Origin of the sequence: Paenibacillus oleatilyticus (assembly GCF_018998565.1) — a bacterium.
Lineage (GTDB): Bacteria > Bacillota > Bacilli > Paenibacillales > NBRC-103111 > Paenibacillus_G > Paenibacillus_G oleatilyticus.
In genome coordinates this window covers 70,941-89,996 of sequence record NZ_JAHNZO010000017.1, presented here as the reverse complement: position 1 = coordinate 89,996, position 19,056 = coordinate 70,941, and the positions used below count along the sequence as shown (strand labels likewise).

At 59.8% G+C, this 19,056-nt stretch carries 6 protein-coding genes; 5 read left to right on the top strand and 1 reads right to left on the bottom strand.

Going from position 1 to position 19,056, the window contains the following annotated elements:
• Positions 1–74 precede the first annotated feature (74 nt).
• Complete coding sequence (locus tag KQX66_RS21390; protein WP_216794836.1) at positions 75–908, bottom strand: IS4 family transposase; 834 nt, start codon at positions 906–908, stop codon at positions 75–77.
• A gap of 116 nt (positions 909–1,024) precedes the next feature.
• Between KQX66_RS21390 and KQX66_RS21385 the strand changes: the two genes are divergently transcribed.
• The 5 genes from KQX66_RS21385 (at position 1,025) to KQX66_RS21365 (ending at position 19,045) form a co-directional block, all read left to right on the top strand.
• A complete protein-coding gene (locus tag KQX66_RS21385; protein ID WP_216794835.1) occupies positions 1,025–4,303 on the top strand; it encodes a non-ribosomal peptide synthetase in 3,279 nt (1,092 codons plus the stop codon).
• A gap of 171 nt (positions 4,304–4,474) precedes the next feature.
• Entirely contained in the window at positions 4,475–9,178 is a 4,704-nt protein-coding gene (locus tag KQX66_RS21380) for a type I polyketide synthase (RefSeq protein ID WP_216794834.1), read from the top strand.
• Between the two features lie 13 nt (positions 9,179–9,191).
• The gene (locus KQX66_RS21375; protein WP_216794833.1) at positions 9,192–10,430 is read left to right on the top strand and encodes a MupA/Atu3671 family FMN-dependent luciferase-like monooxygenase; all 1,239 of its coding nucleotides are present in this window, start codon (positions 9,192–9,194) and stop codon (positions 10,428–10,430) included.
• Positions 10,427–15,124, top strand: coding sequence for a non-ribosomal peptide synthetase (locus KQX66_RS21370; RefSeq protein WP_216794832.1), 4,698 nt, complete (start codon positions 10,427–10,429; stop codon positions 15,122–15,124). The genes KQX66_RS21375 and KQX66_RS21370 overlap by 4 nt, the downstream gene beginning before the upstream one ends.
• Positions 15,125–15,160: 36 nt before the next feature.
• On the top strand, positions 15,161–19,045 hold the full coding sequence (locus tag KQX66_RS21365; RefSeq protein WP_216794831.1) for a non-ribosomal peptide synthetase: 3,885 nt from the start codon (positions 15,161–15,163) through the stop codon (positions 19,043–19,045).
• Positions 19,046–19,056: the final 11 nt, after the last annotated feature.

The following is a 19,056-nucleotide window of genomic DNA, read 5'->3' as shown; positions in this document are numbered from 1 at the left end:
CCATTAAGGTAATCCTGCCCATTTGGTGAAAATATACATATATAACGGCGAGTTACACGACATCAATGTAAAAGCTATTTCTTTCTTCGTCCTGCAGAGGTTCGGCTAGGTTGGCGTCTAATCCGATTCAACCAGGTGTCAAACGGTTTCCACAGCAATACTTTTAGCCAACGATATAACAGTAATAAGGGATGTGATGCTCCTGTTTCCTGTTTGACCAAAACCAATAAGCAGAAAGCGATAAGCGTGATCCAAACTTGATTCATCACCGCACGCTCGCTTGTTCCATAGAACGATTTGATTCGGATATGCTGTTTCATCCACTTGAAAAATATCTCGATGGCCCAGCGTTTGCGGTACATTTCGCCGATTTCATCGGCATCTAAATCAAAACGATTGGTTACAATGGCCAACAGATTTCCTTCCGAATCATCCGTGTGAATCAGCCTTAAGACATTCTCCATCCGTTTTTGTGGAGTGCCGATGTACACGATCTCATCGGTTAATACCTTACTGTCTGGCGGAAGTTTGAATGAATAGATCGGACGAATGATGGCATTTTTCTTCAACCGTGTAACGAAGAAAATGCCTTGATCGCAGTATCGGTCGAAGGTGGAATAATCGACGTAGCCGCGGTCAAACACATAAGTGACACCCGTCTCATCGATAAGTGAATCCATTTGGGTGCGGTCGCTTTTCCGGGCGGGCGTCATCACGGCTTTTTCAGGAATAACGTCATTTTGATCCACAAAGACCAAACGCAAGTGAACCTTGATGCCGGCTTTAGTCGTGCGAAAGACAGCCCACTTGTATTTTTCTAAGCAGAGTCCGATGGTCGTTGAATCGATGATTTTAAAATCATTTCGGCATTTAGAGGGAACCGACTGTGTTTGAATTCGGGTGACCAATCATTAATATGGTTTATATTCAATATTAGGTATTTATAGCAAATAAATTCCAAGCGTGCTACAATGAAATCGAACATCGGAGAACATGGAGGTAATGAAGACAGGGAGGATGAGGAATGAACGCAACGCCTTCAGGAACGTTTCCGCTGACGCAAGCGCAGAAGCGGATTTGGTTCATGCAAAAGATGCATCCCGATTCCGGTTTCATGAACTTTGGTTTGTCTGTTAAATTTTCGACGTGCGTTTCTCCCGAGTTGTTGAAGAAGGCCGTCGCCCAATTTATTTTGGAAAACGATTCCATCCGGCTCTCAATCACAACCTCTGCTTCGGACGATCCCGGCATGCCTCGACAGTATATCAGCCCGGACGATCCTCCCGACATCCCGCTTCTTGATTTCCGCAACGAGCAGGCGCCCGATCAGTCGGCACGCCTGTGGATTGACGCTGCGACCAGACAGCCTTACCCGCTTGAAGCTTCCCGGCTTTATGATTTTGCTTTCCTCCGCCTTTCCGACACCGAATCATGGTTGTATCTCAAATGCCATCATATCCTTGGTGACGGCACCGCTCTCGTACAAGCCGGGGCCGACATCGTAGACCTTTATTTGTGCTTGGCCCGAGGGCAGGCACGGGATTTTCAAAAGAAGCCTTCCTATCTCGAAGCGATCGACCGGGAGCGCGCGTATCTGGAATCGGATCGGTATGCGCAGGACCGTCAATATTGGGACGACAAGTTTCGGACGCTACCAGAACGGATTTCTTTGGCCCGGACCGGGAATCCGACAGGGAATATGGAAAGTGGCCGCTACGGGTTCTCGATCGACGGCAGCAGGAGGGCACGCGTCGATGCTTTCTGCCTGGAGTCGGGCATCACGCCTTCGGCTTTCTTTCTTGCCCTTTTCTATGCCTATTTGTACCGGATGACGGGCCAAAGAGACATAGCGCTCGCCAGTATAACCGGGAATCGGACAAGCCCCCGGGACAAACACACCTTCGGCATGTTCGCGGGTGTGGCTGCTTTTCGCTACGAGGTCGATCCGCAGCATGCTTTTGCATCTCATTGCCAAGCCCTTGCCAAAGCCTATACGCGCATGCTGCGCCACCAAAAATACCCCTACAATCAGCTCGTGGCCCGAACAAGAGAGCGTCATCCGAATGCAGGGCCGTTGTATCATATCGGGACGGAGTTTCAAGTGATGAATTTCCGCAAGGACGACGAGATCGGCGTAACGAGTGAAATTCATTTCAGCGGCTCGATCGCGGATGAGTTGCTTTTTCACGTTAAAGATCATAAGGATTCGGGCACGTACCGGCTGGATTTCGAATACCAGCGGGCGCTGTTCGGTGAAGACGAAATCGCGGCGCATGGCGAGCGGTACATGAAGCTGCTGGACGATGCGCTGTCCCATCCGGAGCGGACCGTGGCAGATCTGCGCCTTCTATCGGAAACCGAGGAGAGGCGGATTTTGAACGATTTCAACCGGACGGAGCGGGATTTCGGACCGCAGCGCACGTTTGCCGAGCTGTTCGCCGGGCAGGTCCGGCGGACGCCCGATGCGGTTGCCGTCGAATTCGGCGAAGAACGCCTGACGTATCGTGAGCTGGAGCAATGGACGCGCCGGCTGGCGCACGGCTTGCGAAGCCGGGGCGTGGCGGCGGAAAGCGTCGTCGCGGTGATGCTGCCCAAGGGGCCGGAGCTTATCGCGGCGATGATCGCGGTTCTCCGCGCAGGTGGAGCGTATTTGCCGGTCGATCCGGATTATCCGGCGGAACGGATCGCTTATATGTTGAACGATTCGCAGGCTCAATTCCTTATGACAAAAGGGGAGATCGGACAAACCATCGCTGGCGGGGGATGCGAGGTCGTTCCGGTTGAGCCGAAAGAAGCGCAGGGAAGTGCGGTTGAAGCGCTTAAGGACGTTCATTGGCCTTTCCCTGTAGAGAGCGATCTCGCATATATCATCTATACCTCCGGTTCCACCGGGCAGCCAAAGGGCGTCATGATCGAGCACCGGGGACTCGGCAACCTCATTCATGCAATGAAGGAGAGGCTGGAGCTGTCCGGCCGTACGAGGATCTTGCAGTTTTCGTCGTGCAGCTTCGACGCCTCCGTGGCGGAAATTTTCCCCGTGCTGTGCAGCGGGGGAACGCTTGTGGCAGATACCCGCGAGGCGATGCTGCCGGGCAAGCCGCTGGTCGAACTTATCGGTCAAAAAGCCGTCAACGTGCTCATGCTTCCGGCATCCGTGCTCGCGATGCTGTCGGAAATCCCGGGCAGTGCCGCCGCCTTGCGGACATTGGAGACGGTCATCTCCGGAGGCGAGCCTTGTCCTTCCGAAGTGGCTGCCGCCTGGAGCGTCAACCGGCGCTTCATCAACGCCTACGGCCCGACGGAAGCGACGGTATGGGCAACCGATAGAACGTTCGACGGCGGGCGGTTGCCGCCGGATATCGGTCGGCCCCTTGCCAATACGCAGGTATATGTGCTGGACGAGAACCGGAAGCCGGTTCCGGTCGGCGTCACCGGCGAGATGTATATCGGCGGAGCGGGATTGGCCCGCGGGTATTGGAACCGTCCCGGGCTAACGGCCGAACGATTCGTGGAGGTGGAGCTTGGCCTGGCTGTGCCGGGAGCCGTCCGTTTGTACCGTACGGGAGACTTGGCCCGCTATTTGCCGGACGGAAATCTGGAATATATCGGGCGAGCCGATCACCAGGTGAAAATTCGCGGCCACCGCATCGAGCTGGAAGAGATCGAAACCGTGCTCGGCCTGCATCCGGGCATCCGGCAAGCCGTGGTTGTCGTGCATGACGACGGCAGCGGCCGGCGGCTGGTTGCTTTTGCGGTCCCGGCGGCGGGCGGGACGGACAAGCCGCAAACGGCGGAATTGCGCGCCTACTTGCAGGAACGGCTTCCCGCATTTATGGTGCCGCATTTCGTCCGTGTGATCGACCGGCTGCCGCTGACGCCAAGCGGCAAAGCGGATCGGTCGGCTTTAAGCAAGCTCGCCCTCGAAGAGCCGCCTGCGATGGAAAGCGTAGCTCCGCTCAATCCGGCGGAAGAGGCGTTGACGCGGATTTGGAAAGAGGCGCTCGGCTTATCGCGGGTGGGCGTTCAGGATCACTTTTTCGACTTGGGCGGGGATTCCTTCCGGCTGCTGCGCGTGCATCAGAGCGTCAGGGAGGCGCTGGACGATTCCGTGACCGTCGTCGACCTGTTCCGTTTTCCCACAATTCGTGCGCTGGCGGGTCACTTAAACCGGAGCCGGGGGACAGCTGGGGAGGAAGAAGTGGTCGGAAACGGTGGCAGAAGCACAAGTGCGCACCGCATAGCATTCCAGCGAAAGGAAGAAATGGAAAGGCAGAAACGGCTTAGAAGACCGTTAAATAAGTAGCGAAGAGAGCGGAATCGTTCTGGAGAAGCGTCACCTTTGTCTCCGGATTCTACCCGCCTGAGGGTTATTGAATCGAAGAATCCGGGGACAACAGCGATCGGAAGAACGATCCGCTCGTGCAGCGGCCTCTTATTCACCGGTCTCTTAAAAAGCAGGGAGGTAAAAGAACTTATGGAAGCGATTGCAAAAGACGCGGAACTGCGGGGAATTGCGATTATCGGGATGGCGGGACGATTTCCGGGAGCCGGGGATTTGGAGCAATTTTGGACCAATCTGCGAGACGGGCGGGAATCGATTACCTCCTTCAAGGCGCCGGAGAAGAACCGGGTCCATGCCGCGGGGATTCTGGAGGCAGCGGCCGACTTCGATGCCGTCTTCTTCGGGATGACGCCGCGGGAAGCGGAGATGACGGACCCGCAGCACCGGTTGTTTCTGGAATGTGCCTACGAGGCTCTAGAGTCGGGGGGATATCCGCCAACGAGGTGCCCCGAACGGGTCGGGGTCTATGCGGGCAGCGGCCAGTCGGATTATCTCCAGCATGTGCTGAGCCATGACGAGCTTGTGGAATCGTTCGGACCGTTCCAGATCGGTATCGGCAACCACCCGGACTTTCTCGCCACCCGCGTTTCGTACAAGTTAAACCTGAGCGGCCCGAGCGTCGCGGTGCAAACGGCCTGCTCCAGCTCCTTGGTCGCCGTCCACATGGCGTGTCAGGCGCTGCTCACGTACGAGTGCGATATGGCGATCGCCGGCGGCGTGTCGGTCAAAGCGGACCAAACGGCAGGCTTCGACTATCAGGAAGGAGGCATTTTGTCGCCGGACGGGCGCTGCCGCGCGTTCGACGCCAAGTCCCAAGGCACGGCGGTCGGGAACGGGGCAGGTGCCGTCCTGCTGAAGCGGCTGGATGAAGCCGTGGCGGACGGGGATACGATTCTGGCCGTGGTCCGCGGTTCGGCGGTCAATAACGACGGGGCGCAGAAGGTCGGGTATACCGCCCCGAGCGTGACGCGGCAGGCCGAGGTCGTCAGGGAAGCGCTCGCCGTCTCGGAGATCGATCCGTCAACGATGACGTATATCGAGGCTCACGGCACCGGCACCGCGCTGGGCGATCCCGTTGAAGTGGCCGCCTTGACGGAGGCGTACCGCGAGACTACGAGCCAGAAGCAGTACTGTGCCATCGGGTCGGTCAAAACGAACATCGGCCATCTCGACAGCGCCGCCGGGATTGCCGGACTGATCAAAACGGTGCTGTGCCTGCAAAATAAAATGCTGCCGCCGAGTCTGCACTATACGGAGCCGAATCCGAAAATCGATTTTGCGAACAGTCCTTTCTATGTGAACGACCGGCTCAGGGAGTGGAAGACGGACGGGCATCCCCGCCGGGCCGGGGTAAGCTCGTTTGGCATGGGCGGCACGAATGCGCATGTTGTGCTGGAGGAAGCGCCATTGGTGGAAATGGCACGGCATCCGGAGGCAGGGGCTGGGGCCGGGACTGATTGGAATGTTATCGCCTTGTCTGCCAAAACGGACGCGGCCTTGCGCCGGAAGACGGAGCGGTTAATCGGCTATTTGCAAACGAACCGGGACGTTCCCTTATCCGATGTGGCCTATACGCTTGCCGCAGGCAGAGAAACGTTCGCCCGGCGGCTCGCGGTGGTCGGCCGCGATCACGGGACGGTCGCAGACGAATTAAAAGCGAAGCTCGCGGACCTGTCGTCACCGTCCGGCCGGAGCGCGGCGCAGGAGTCCGCGGACGGCGGCGAACCGTCGCTGGGCGTAACTTTTATGTTTACCGGGCAGGGGGCGCAGCACATCTATATGGGCGCCGAGCTGTACGAATCCGCGCCCGTGTATCGCGAGCAGGTGGACCGGTGCGCCGAACGGCTGCAACCGCTGCTCGGCCTGGATCTGCGCAATGTGCTGTATCCGCCTCCGTCCGAAGCGGAGGAAGCGGCTTCCCGGCTGCGCCAAACCGCCCTGACGCAGCCTGCGCTGTTCGTCCTTGAATATGCTTTGGCCAAGCAGTTGGAGGCTTGGGGCGTTCGTCCGCAGGCGATGATCGGCCACAGCATCGGCGAGTATGTGGCCGCTTGCTTGGCGGGAGTCATGACCTTGGACGATGCCTTGACCGCCGTTGCCGCACGCGGAAGTCTGATGCAGGAGATGGATCGCGGAGCGATGCTGGCGATCGCGCTGTCCGAAGCGGAAGTGCGGGAGCTACTGGCTGCTGAGTCCCCAGGGCTGTCCGTGGCTGCCGTGAACGGACCGATGTCCTGCGTGGTGTCGGGAACCTTCGAGGCGATCGAACGGCTGGAGCAGGCGCTCGCACGCAAGAACGCCGTATCGAAGCGTTTGGTGACCTCGCATGCTTATCATTCGGCGATGATGGAGCCGATGCTCGAACGGTTCGCCGGGGTCATGCGGGGGATTGCGCTGCACGCGCCACAGCTTCCGTACGTCTCGAATGTGACGGGAACGTGGATTACGGCGGAGCAGGCGACGGACCCGATGTATTGGGTCCGGCATTTGCGGGACACCGTCCGCTTCGCAGACGGCATCCGCCTGTTGTCGGAAACGGGAAGAACGGCCTTTCTGGAGATCGGCCCGGGGCATTCTTTGACCTCGCTGGTCCGGCAGCAAACCGCCCGGAACGCGACGCCCGGAGCGCTGGCATTGAATGCGTTGTCCCCAGCGGCAGCGGGGAAATCCGCGTATGCCAGCGTCCTTCAGGCGCTGGGCGAGCTGTGGTCCGCAGGCGCGGATATCGATTGCGCCGCATGGCATGAAGGGAAAGCGCGCCGGCGCGTGCCTTTGCCGACGTATCCGTTCGAGCGCTACCGCTACTATTTGGAGAAGAAGGTTCACGCTGTCCCCGCCGATGCGGCCGCTGCCGTGGGACAGGTGCGCCAGGCGGACATGGCCGATTGGTTCTACGCTCCGGTATGGAAACAAACGTACCTGCCTCCGCAGCCCCCGGCCTCCGGGGCACAAGTGCCGCACAAGCGGACGTATCTGCTGTTCCACGACCGGTATGGGCTGGCCGAAGCCTTGAGCGAGGGCTTGAAGAACAAGGGGCACGATGTCGTCGCGGTGCTCGAAGGCGACGGATTCCGGCAAGTGGAGAAGGACGTTTTTACAGTCCATCCCGCACAAGGCTGGTCCTATGAGGAGCTGCTGCATGCTTTGGCGGCACAGCAGCGCTTCCCGGATGCCGTCGTCCACCTCTGGAACGTCGTCGAACCGGAGTCGGAGGGGGAGGATGTCCCTGTCCCCATTGCACAGCGTTACGCCCGGTCGCAGCAGCTTGGGCTCTACAGCTTGATGCACTTGGCCCAAGCGATCGGCATGCAGGCGGCGGCGAAGCCGACGGAGCTGATCGTGCTCACCGGCAGTCTGCAATGGGTCGCCCACGAGCAGGTGCGCAGCCCGGAGCGGGCGACCTTGTTCGGGGCGCTGCGGGTCATTCCGCAAGAGTACGCGCAGATTCGGGCGCGTGCCATCGACGTGAGTCTTGCCGATCTTGCTTCGGCTTCCTCCGGGCGCTTGGTCCGGCAGCTGCTTCAGGAGATCGAGCGTGGGGGAGAGGACTTTGTCGTTGCGTACCGGGGGCTGCAGCGCTTCACGCAACTCTACGAAGCGGTCAAGCTTCCGGAAGCCGATCCTGCGGATGCCGCCTTCCGCGATGGAGGCGTGTATCTGGTGACGGGGGCAACGAGCGAAATCGGCTTACAGCTTTGCGAGGAAATCGCCCGGACGGCGAAGGTTTCTTTCGTGCTGATCGGGGAAGCATCGTTCCCGGACGCCCGCGAGTGGGAGCATTACTTGCTGCGTAACGGGGAGTCGGACGATACGGGCAAGATCATTAAGCGAATTCACGTGCTGGAGCAAAATGGAACCCCTTTGCTCTACGCCAGCGCCGATCTGACCGATGAAGCCGGGCTGCGGGATATTGTGCGGCAAGCGGAGCGGCGGTTCGGCGCGATTCACGGCGTGCTGTTCGCCCAGGAGCCGTATGGCTCGGGCTTGATCCAGTTGGGCGACCGGGAGCGGTCCGAACGGGTCATTGAGCCTCAGGCGCTTGGGCTGCTCACGTTGGAATCGCTGCTTCGCTCCCATCCGCTGGAGCTGATGATCGTGTTCTCGCGCACGATCTCGTTCACCGGCGGCGTCGGACTGATGGATCAGTGCGCGTCCCATCATTTTGTCGATGCGTTCGCCAAGTGGCATGCGGCCGCCGGAGGCCGGACCGTCTCCGTCAACTGGGGTATGTGGCAGGACGATGTCTGGGTCCGGAAGCAGACGGAGCTCCCGGCGGACGTCAAGGAGCATATGCTGCAGATGCAGGCGCAATTCGGCATTACCGGAGTGGAAGGGCTGGAGGCGATCCGGCGCATCGCGGCCAGCGGGCTGTCCCAAGCTGTCGTGTCCACGCAAAGCATTCACGATGCGGTGGGCAGCGGATGGCTGCATGCGGCAGGCCACGCTGCCTCGGATAGCCGAAATAGCCGGACGGACACCGAGCACCGGGATGGTGAAGCGCCTCAAGAACCGCCGCAAACCGAGGCGGAGCACAAGATCGCGGCCATCTGGGAGACGCTGTTCGGGATTCCCGGCATCGGCAGAGGGCAGAGCTTCTTTGATCTTGGCGGCAACTCGCTGCTTTCGATCCAGCTTGTCGCCCGGCTGCGGCAAGCGTTTCACGGCGACATCCCGATGGATGTTATTTTCCAGTCGCCGACGATTGCCGAGCTGGCCGAGTCGATTGCGCAGACGCAGGTCAAGCCGGAGGAACTGGACGAAATCGAACGCTTGCTCAGCGAAATCGAAAATATGCCGCAGGACGAGCTGATGCAGCTATTAAGCGGCGAGGGGTAAGGAGTTGGAGGGAATGAGCGGCATTCAAGATCGGCTGGCGGCGCTGTCACCCGAGCAGCGGGCGCTGCTGGAGCGGCGTCTCAAGCAGCAGGGGATCGCGGCGCCGGATACGGCAAGCGGCGCGAAGCCCGGGCGCGGACAGGCTGCGGCGGAAGCGGCTTTTGTTCCGAAGCGCAGGCGCAGCGAAGCGGCCATGGATTTCAGTTTGTTTTTCTTCTCCGGCGACGGCTCGACCACGGACCGCCATAAATACGGGCTGCTGATGGAATGCGCGGCGTTTGCGGATCGGCACGGGTTTAAGGCGGTGTGGACGCCGGAGCGGCATTTTGAGGAGTTCGGGGGACTGTACCCGAATCCTTCGGTGCTCAGCGCGGCGCTGGCGGCAGTCACCGAGCGGATCGAACTGCGGGCGGGGAGTGTCGTGCTCCCGCTGCACCATCCGGTCCGGTTCGTCGAGGAATGGTCGGTCGTGGACAACCTGTCGGGCGGGCGCGTGTCGGTCGCTTTTGCCACGGGCTGGCATCCCGCCGATTTTATCCTCGCCCCGGTGCAGGACCCGGACTATTATGTCCGCCGCAAGGAAGAACTGTTCAAATCGGTCGAACAGGTTCGGGCTTTATGGAGCGGGGAGGCTGTTCCTTTCACAGACGCCAGTGGAACGCTGCACCGAATCAAGACGCTCCCCCGGCCGATCCAAAGCGAGCTGAACCTGTGGATCGCCACGAACGGGAACGAGGAGACGTACCGTCAGGCCGCCGAGATCGGAGCCGGTATTCTGACCGGCATACTCGGGAACGGCTTTGCCGAGCTGGAGGGCAAAATCGAGCGGTACCGCGAAGCGCTGCCGAGGCATGGCTACGATCCGCAGGCGAAAAAGGTCGCGGTCATGCTTCATACCTGCCTCGGGGAGAACGACGAAGCGGTTCGGGCGAAGGTGGAGCGGCCGCTGAAGGAATATCTCAAGACTTTTTTAAGCCAGCAAAGGCAAATTCTCGCCGACTACGACGGCATGACCGACGCGGACTTCGAGGCGATCGTATCCCGCGCTTTCGATAAGTATTACCGCGAAAGCTCCCTGCTCGGAACGCCGGACAAGTGCGTGAAGCTGGTGGAGACGCTCCGCGACATCGGTGTCGGGGAGATTGCCTGCCTGATCGATTTTGGCGTGGACCGGGAGACGGTGATGGAAAGCTTGGTATGGTTATCCGAATTGCAGCGGAAATTCGCCTATGACAAGGAGCTGATCCCATGAAGAATCTGACCGACCGTATCCAATCGCTGACGCCGGAGCAGCGGGCGCTGTTCGAACAGCGGCTCAAGCAAAAAAACTTGAATGCGCAGCAGCTAAGCCCGAATCCGGCGGCCGCAGCGATCCCACGGCGGAACCATACGGACCCAAGCCCGCTCTCCTTCGATCAGGAGCGGCTTTGGTTCTTTAACCGGATGCATCCTGAATCGCACGCGTACAACGTGTACGGGGCCGCCCGTTTGAGAGGTAAGCTGCATCATGGAGCGCTGGAGTACGGCATCAACGAAATCGTCAAGCGACACGAGGCTTGGCGAACCGTATTCGGCCGCGTCGATCCCGTGCAGATCGTGCTGCCCGAGCTCCGCGTCAGCGTTCCCGTCGTGGACCTGCGGGATATCCCAGAGGAGGAGCGGGAAGTCGTCGCCCAGAAGCTGATGCGCGAAGAGGTCCAGCAATTGTTCGATCTGGCAAAAGGGCCGCTCATCCGCTTCAAGCTGTTTACGCTATCGGATACGGAATGGACGCTCGTCTTAACCATTCATCACATTGTCATCGACCGGCTCACCTTCTCGATTTTCTTCGAAGAGCTGATGGTACATTACAAGGCCGCGCTTGCAGGCGTCCCCGCCGAGCTTCCGGAGCTGCCGATCCAGTACGCGGATTATGCCGAATGGCAGCGGAATTATTTGCAGGGCGAGACCCGGGAGAAGCTGCTTGCCTTCTGGAAGGAGCAGCTGAAGGATTGCGACTATGTCCTTGACATCCATACGGACTTCCCCCGGCCCCCTGCGATAACTTACCGGGGAGCGCGCGTCTTCCTACGGTCGTCGAAGGAGATTTTGGACGGGCTGAAAGCGATTGCCAAGCGGGAAAACGCTTCGACCTTCATGATCGTGATGGCGGCGTTCAAGGCGCTGCTCTACCGGTATACCGGGCAGGCCGACATTCTGGTCGGGACTCCGCTCGCCAACCGCAACCGGATCGAGATGGAAAAAGTGATGGGGTACTTCCTGACGATGGGGACGCTTCGTTCGCATATGTCGGGAGAGATGAGCTTTATCGACCTGCTGCGGCAGGTGCGCGATACCGCCAGGGAGGTCTACAAGCATCAGGAGCTGCCGGTTGGTCTGCTGCTGGACGAGCTGCGGGTGCCGATCGATCCGAGTCGCAACCCGCTGGTGCAGGCGGTATTCGTATATGTGGACGTGCCGGAGGAAAAGTTCGCGCTCCCCGAGCTGGAAGCAGATATTCAGATGATCGATGGGGAAACGGCAAAATACGATGTCACCATCGGCTTAACCGAAACGGAAGACGGACTGGATGGCTTTCTCGAATATTCGCCGGATCTGTTCCGCCGGGAGACGTTCGAGCGCATGAGCCTGCATTGGGAAACCCTGCTGCAGAGCATCGTGCTCAATCCACAGCAATCCATTCACGAGCTGGGGATGCTGTCGGACGAAGAACGGCACCAGCTCATTGAAGAATGGAACGAAACGGCGCAGCCGTTCCCGGACGATTCGTGCATTCATCGTCTGTTCGAGAGACAGGCGGAGCTTACGCCGGACGATCCGGCCGTCGTGTGCGGGGGCCAGTCGATGACGTACCGGGAGCTAAACCGGCGCGCCAATCAGGTCGCCCATGCTTTGCGGAAGCGGGGAGTCGGCCGGGAGACGGCTGTCGGCTTGATGATGGAGCGCTCGTTCGAAACGGTCGTAGGCCTGCTCGGCATCCTGAAAGCGGGAGGCGCGTACGTCGCCATCGATCCGGCTTATCCGGCCGAGCGGATTCGCACCATGATCGACGATTCGGGGATAGAAGTACTGCTGATTCAGCCTAAGCTGGCGGATGCGGAGTCGGAGCCGATCTTGGCGGTGCGGCACAAGCTCGTGCTTGACGGCACGTGGCAATCGGTTGCGGAGGAGAGCGCGGACAATCCGCGTGTTGAAGCGGGCGCAGGCGATCTGGCCTACGTGATGTATACGTCGGGATCGACGGGCAAGCCGAACGCGGTCGCGATCGAGCACCGCAGCGTGTGCAATGCTGTCGAAGCGGCCATCGGGCTGTTCGGCTTGTCCAGAGGCAGCCGGATGCTGCAGTATGCGTCGACGACGTTCGATGCGTCGGTGCTGGAGATTTTTGCGACGCTCTCCTCGGGCGCGGCGCTCTGCCTCGTCAGCCCGGAAGCGACGGCGGGAGGCGAGGCGCTGCACCGGTTGCTGGAGGAGCAGCGAATTACGGCGATGCTGCTGACGCCGTCCGTCTTGTCCACGCTCAACCCGGCGAGGCTTCCAGCTTCGCTGCGTACTGTGGGAACGGGCGGGGAAGCATGCACGCTCGACCTTCGCGCATGGCTGTCGGATTCCATACGTTTGCTGAACCTGTACGGCCCGACAGAGGCGACGATTTTCGCTACGGCTCACGAATTTGACGCGGCCAGTCCGTCCGCTTGCATCGGGCGTCCCGTCGCCAACACGCAAATTTATATTTTGGACGAGAGCTTGCAGCCCGTGCCGGTCGGTGTGCGCGGGGAAATGTATATTAGCGGGGCGGGACTAGCCCGGGGCTACCGCAATAACCCGGTGCTGACCGCCGAGCGGTTCGTGGACCATCCGTTCCGACCGGTCGAGGTTATGTACCGGACGGGCGATTACGGCTGCCGGCTGCCGGACGGAAGCATCGAGTACCTCGGGCGGCGTGACGATCAAGTGAAGCTGAACGGCATCCGGATCGAAACGGGAGAGATCGAAGCCACGCTGAACGGGCACCCGGCGGTCAAAGAAGCCGCTGTTTTGGTCCGGCCGGTTGCCTCTGCCTCCGCATCCGGCAAAGCTCTCTGCGCCTATTACGTCGCGGATCGGGAATTGGATGCTGCGGAGCTGCGCGCGCTGTTGTTGGACCGGCTGCCCGCTTACATGGTCCCGGCTCATTACGTGAGGCTGGAAGCATTTCCGCTGACGTCCAGCGGCAAATTGGACCGCAAGCGGCTCCCGGAGCCAGCAGCGGCTGGGGGCTCGGCAACAGAGTTCGTCCCACCGGAAGGCGAGCTGGAAGAGCTAATGGCTTCCGTATGGCAGGAGGTGCTGGGAGGAGAAACGGTCGGGCGAGAAGACAACTTTTTCCATCTGGGCGGAGATTCCATCAAGGCGATTCAGATCGCATCGAGATTGTACCGCAGAGGCTGGGACCTGGAGATGAAGAAGATCTTTTTGACTCCGGTGCTGAAGGAGCTTTGCCTCGATCTCAAGCCGGTCGACGGGCAGGTGCAGATCTCGCAGGACGCCGTGGAAGGACCGATAGCGGATACGCCGATCGTCCGGTGGTTTTTTGACCGTGACTTTGCTTCTTCGGCCCATTGGAATTTGGCGGTGATGCTGCATTCGGAGACCGCTTTGGACGAAACCGCCTTGAAGCGCGCGCTGGAAAAGTTGGCCGGGCATCATGACGTGCTGCGATCCGTCGTAAGGGACGAAGAGGGCCGCAAGCTGCTGTATAACCGGGGACCGGAGGAGCAGCCGCTGATCGGTTTCGAGGTCGTGGCTCTGGACGGCGGCGATTCGATGGAATCGGCTGTTCTGGCGCACGCCAACCGGCTGCATGAGAGCATCGATTTGGCGAACGGCCCTCTGATGAAGACCGCCTTGTTCCGAACGCCGCAGGGCGATCATTTGCTGCTCGTCGCTCACCACTTGGTGATGGATTGGGTGTCATGGCGAATTGTGCTGGAAGATTTGGAAGCGGCTTACGAGCAGGCGCTGACCCATGAGGGTGACATCGTCATGCCGCCCAAAACGCATTCGTTCCAAGCCTGGGCGGAAGCCGTGCAGCAGTACGCCCGCAGCGGCAAAGTGCTGCGTGAGGCCGATTATTGGGCGGCCGTCGAGAGCACGCCGTGCGTGCCTGTACCAAGGGACTTCGAGGCGACGGGCAATCTGACGAAGGACGAAGCTCAAGCGATGTTCACGCTGCCGACGGAAGAAACGGAGCAGCTGCTGAAGCAGGTCCACCGCGCTTACCATACGGAAATCAACGATATTTTGCTGACCGCCTTGGGCTTGACCTTGAAGGAATGGATGAACACGAACCGGATCGTGATCCAACTGGAAGGACACGGCCGGGAGAACGTCGTTAAGGCTATGAACACCACCCGCACGGTCGGCTGGTTTACGTCGCAGTTTCCGATTGTTCTGCCGATGGAGCCTACGGATGATTTGGGTTACCAGATCAAATCGGTCAAAGAGCATTTGCGGCAGCTGCCGAATCACGGGATCGGCTACGGCCTGTTGAAATATATTACGCCCCGGGAAAGCGTGCCGGGCTTGACGTTTACGCAGCAGCCGGACATCTGCTTCAACTATATCGGCCAGATCGATACCGATCTGCGCAAGCGGTGGTTCGGCCCGTCGCCGTGGCCGGTCGGCCGTCTGACAAGCCCGGAAGCCGAGCGAACGGCTTCGCTCTTTATCACGGGCTATGTGCAGGACCGGCGTCTTCACATCGCGATAGACTACAACCGCACGCATCACCGTCACGACACGATCGCCGCTTTGCTGGACAAGCTCCAAAGCCGCCTGCTGGACCTCATCCGCCACTGCGGGGAGCAAAACGCCGCCGAAGCCACGCCCAGCGACCTGGGCTATAACCGGCTGACGCTGCAAGAGCTGGATCAGCTGTACGATCTGGTCGACACGATCGAGTAGCCCTTTACGGCTGCGGCGCAACAGGAGGAACTGCCTATGAATTCCAAGGACAAAATCAAAAAAATCTACCCGCTGGCTCCTTCGCAAGAAGGGATGTATTATCTCTGGCTCTCGGATAAGGAGTCCTGGCAGTCTTTTGTACAGATCGAGGCGGTGCTGCGGGGAGAGCTCGACGTCTCCCGGCTGGAACAAAGCATGGACGCCCTCGTGAAGCGCTACGATATTCTGAGAACGGTATTCGTTCACGATAATTTGCCGCGTCCGCTGCAGGTGGTGATGAAGGAGCGGAAATTCTGCCTGCATTTCGAGGACGTGTCGGAGCTGGCGAAGGAACGGCAGGAGGCGCATTTGCGCCAATGGAAGCAGGATAACAAGGCGCGGGGCTTCGACCTCAGTAAAGATCTTCTCGTCCGAATGGCTGTGTTCCGGACAGGTCCTCAGGAGTATCGGTGGATCTGGTGCAATCACCATATTATTTTGGACGGTTGGTCGTTTGCGCGAGTGTTCCGGGAGCTGTTGGACAATTACCGCCTGCTGCAAGACAAACGGGAGCCTGTGACCGTAGAAACCTCCCCTTACAGTCATTATCAGGAATGGCTGGAGAAACAGGACAAGAAAGCGGGAATTGCTTATTGGCAAAAGACGTTGGCCGGATTGGAGCGGTCCCGGGGCGGTTTTCCTGTAATCGCACAGGCCCATTCTTCCGCTTCGGACCCTTCGGGCAAGCCAGCGGTCAAACCTGTGGTCATGAACGTCAACGCGGAGCTGGGCCAAGCGCGGATGGACCGGCTTCAGCAGCTCGCCAGAGCCTGCCAGGCGACGATCAATTCGGTGTTTCAGGCGGCATGGGCGATCGTGCTGCGGCAGTACATGCAGAGCGACGATGTCGTGTTCGGCTCCATCGTGTCGGGAAGGCCCGCCGAGGTGAAGGGGATCGAGGAGATGGTGGGACTTTTCCTCAATACGATCCCCGTCCGTATCCGGCTGCAGCCCGGACAGCCCTTCGCCGAATGCCTCAAGGAGGTGCAGCGGCAAGCGCTGGAGTCGAAGGCGTACGATTTTGTCCCCTTGCAGGAGATGAATCAGGCGACCGATGTGAAGCATCGTCAACTGGATCATCTGATGATCTTCGAAAATTTCCCCTTCGACCGGAGGTACGTGGACAATGTCGAGTCGAAGGACGGCTTAGGCTTCGAGTTCGCGGATATTCGCGCCGAAGAGGAGACGGAGCAGTTCAATATCTACGTTTATCCGCAGGATGCCGCCATGAAGTTTAACTTCAACGCGTCGCTGTATGAGCCGTGGCTGATGGAGCAGCTTAAGGACCAATTCATCGGCGTGCTGGATCAGATCATGACGGACGAAACGGTGCCCGTTGACCGGATCGAAGTGCTGACGCCGGAAGATAAGCGAAAGCTGCTGGGAGACTTTTTCCAGTCGATTCGGTACGAGCAGGCGGATCAGACGCTTCATGCCTGCTTCGCGGATCAGGTCCGCAAAACGCCGGAGCACCCGGCCTTGATCTGCGGCATGCGCATGCTGACGTACCGCGAGCTGCATGTGCGTTCCAATCAACTGGCCCATGTGCTGCGGCGCAGAGGGGTGCAGCCTGACGACCGCATCGGCCTGCGCGCCGAACGTTCCGTAGAGATGATCGCGGGCATGCTGGGCATCCTAAAGGCGGGCGCGGCCTTCGTCCCGATCCCGCCGGACTATCCGGCCGACCGGCAAGCCTATATGATCGCCGACAGCGGCATGAAGCTGCTGCTGACGACTTCACCGCTGGGGGAGATTCCTTTTGCCGGGGAATGCATCGATCTCCGGGACCCGGAGCTTGACCGCGCCGACCGGGAGGAGCTGTTGTCGCTTTCGGGCAGCCGCCATTTGGCTTATGTCATCTACACCTCTGGGACGACCGGCAAGCCGAAAGGCGTCCTGATCGAGCACGGGGGAGCGGTCAATACGGTTCTGGCCCGCCGGGCGGAATACCCGTTCGACGGGACGGCCCGGGTGCTGCAGTTGTACTCGTATGCGTTCGACGCCTTCTTGTCCTGCTTGTTTACCCCGCTGCTGTCGGGCTCGACGGTGGTGCTGGCCACGGATGAGGAAGCGCGGAATCCGCTGGCGCTCCGCGATCATATTCGCGACCGGCAGGTGACGCATCTCGACTGCGTGCCCAGCGTGTATACGGCGATGATCGAATGTCTCGGCGAGGAGGACGCCCGTTCCCTGCGCGTGGTGACATTGGGCGGGGAGCGGCTGCCTGCCAAGCTGGTGAAACGGAGCAGGGAGCGATTCCCGCATATCGAGCTGGCGGACGAATACGGTCCAACGGAGAACAGCATCGTGACGACGCTGGAGCGGAACGTCGTACCGGATCGGCCCTTATCCATCGGCAAGCCGCTGCCGAACACCCGCGTCTATGTTTTGAACGACGACCGCGGCTTGGTTCCGGTTGGCGTGAAGGGCGAGCTGTGGATCGCGGGCCGGGGGCTGGCGAGAGGCTATCTGAATCTCCCGGAGCGGACGGCCGCGTCGTTCACGGACGATCCGTTCTATCCCGGGGAGCGCATGTACTGTTCCGGAGACCTGGCCCGCTGGCTACCGGACGGGCGGCTGGAATATATGGGGAGAAAAGACGAGCAGGTCAAAATCCGGGGCTACCGCATCGAGCTCGGGGAGATCGAAAGCGTGCTTCGGAGCCATGAGCGGCTGAGTGAAGCGGCGGTGACGGCTTGGGACGGGGCGAGCGGCGACACCGTGCTGTGCGCCTATTACGTTTCGGCCGCCCCGGTCACTGCGGAAGAGCTTAAGGCATTTGCCGCGGCACGGCTGCCGGCTTTCATGGCGCCGTCTCATTATACGGAGCTCAGCGAGATGCCGCTATCGTCCAACGGCAAAATCGACCGCCGGGCGCTGCCGCAGCCCGAAGTGACGGCTCGTGAAACGGCAGAGGTGCAGGCGCAGGCCGTCCCGAGCAATCCGTGGGAGCATCGGCTGGCGGCCGTGTGCAGGGAGATTTTGGAGAGGCCGGAGATCGGCGTCACGGACGATTTCTTCGAAGCGGGCGGCAGCTCGCTCCATGCGATGCTGCTCGTGTCGCGGGTCCAGCACGACTACCGGGCCGAGCTTCCGCTGCACGTCATTTTGGAATCGTCGACGATCCGGGGCATGGCCGCCTTCTTGATGGATAACAGCAAGGCGGAGCCTCAGCCTATCGTACGCTTAAACAAAAAGGAGCGGCGCAAAACGCTTTTCTGCTTCCCGCCGATGGGCGGTCTCGGGATCGCGTACTATGAGTTCGCCAAGCAGATGGACGACTGCACGATCTATGCGCTGGATTATATCGATCATCCCGACCGGATGGAGCGTTATGTCAAGCTGATCACCGCTGCACAGAGGGAGGGCGATTATACGTTCCTGGGCTACTCCGCCGGAGGGAATCTGGCGTTCGAGGTGATCAAAGCGATGGAGGCGGCCGGGTACCGCGTGTCCGATGTGATCATGCTGGACGCTTACCGGAAGACCGAGCCGGAGCCCGTGACCGACGAAGAGCTGCAAGCGATGTGGGAGAGGTATATCGCCACCCCCGTGATTCGTGAGTTCTATAAAAATTTTCGCATCAACGAACAAGATCTGGAACGCTTGAAGCAATATTCGTTCTATATTTATTTGCTGGATAATATCGGCACGGTCCAAGCGGACCTGCATGTCGTTCATTCCTCGCAGCCGGAGGACGAGTTTCGTCATCCGCCGAAGGATGAGGCCGATCAACAGTATCGGAATTGGCAAGGGGCCACTGCGGGCCGGGTGACGTATTATCAGGGCGTCGGGGGACACGAACGGATGCTGGACCCCGAGCATATGGAAGCGAATGTGGAGATTATCAAGGGTATTATGGGGTCGGCGGTTGTGCGGTAGAGGCAGGGTTG

Coding starts and splice junctions, on each gene's coding strand:
- KQX66_RS21365 (WP_216794831.1), top strand. CDS start 15,161: ATGAATTCCAAGGACAAAATCAAAAAAATCTACCCGCTGGCTCCTTCG.
- KQX66_RS21385 (WP_216794835.1), top strand. CDS start 1,025: ATGAACGCAACGCCTTCAGGAACGTTTCCGCTGACGCAAGCGCAGAAG.
- KQX66_RS21380 (WP_216794834.1), top strand. CDS start 4,475: ATGGAAGCGATTGCAAAAGACGCGGAACTGCGGGGAATTGCGATTATC.
- KQX66_RS21375 (WP_216794833.1), top strand. CDS start 9,192: ATGAGCGGCATTCAAGATCGGCTGGCGGCGCTGTCACCCGAGCAGCGG.
- KQX66_RS21370 (WP_216794832.1), top strand. CDS start 10,427: ATGAAGAATCTGACCGACCGTATCCAATCGCTGACGCCGGAGCAGCGG.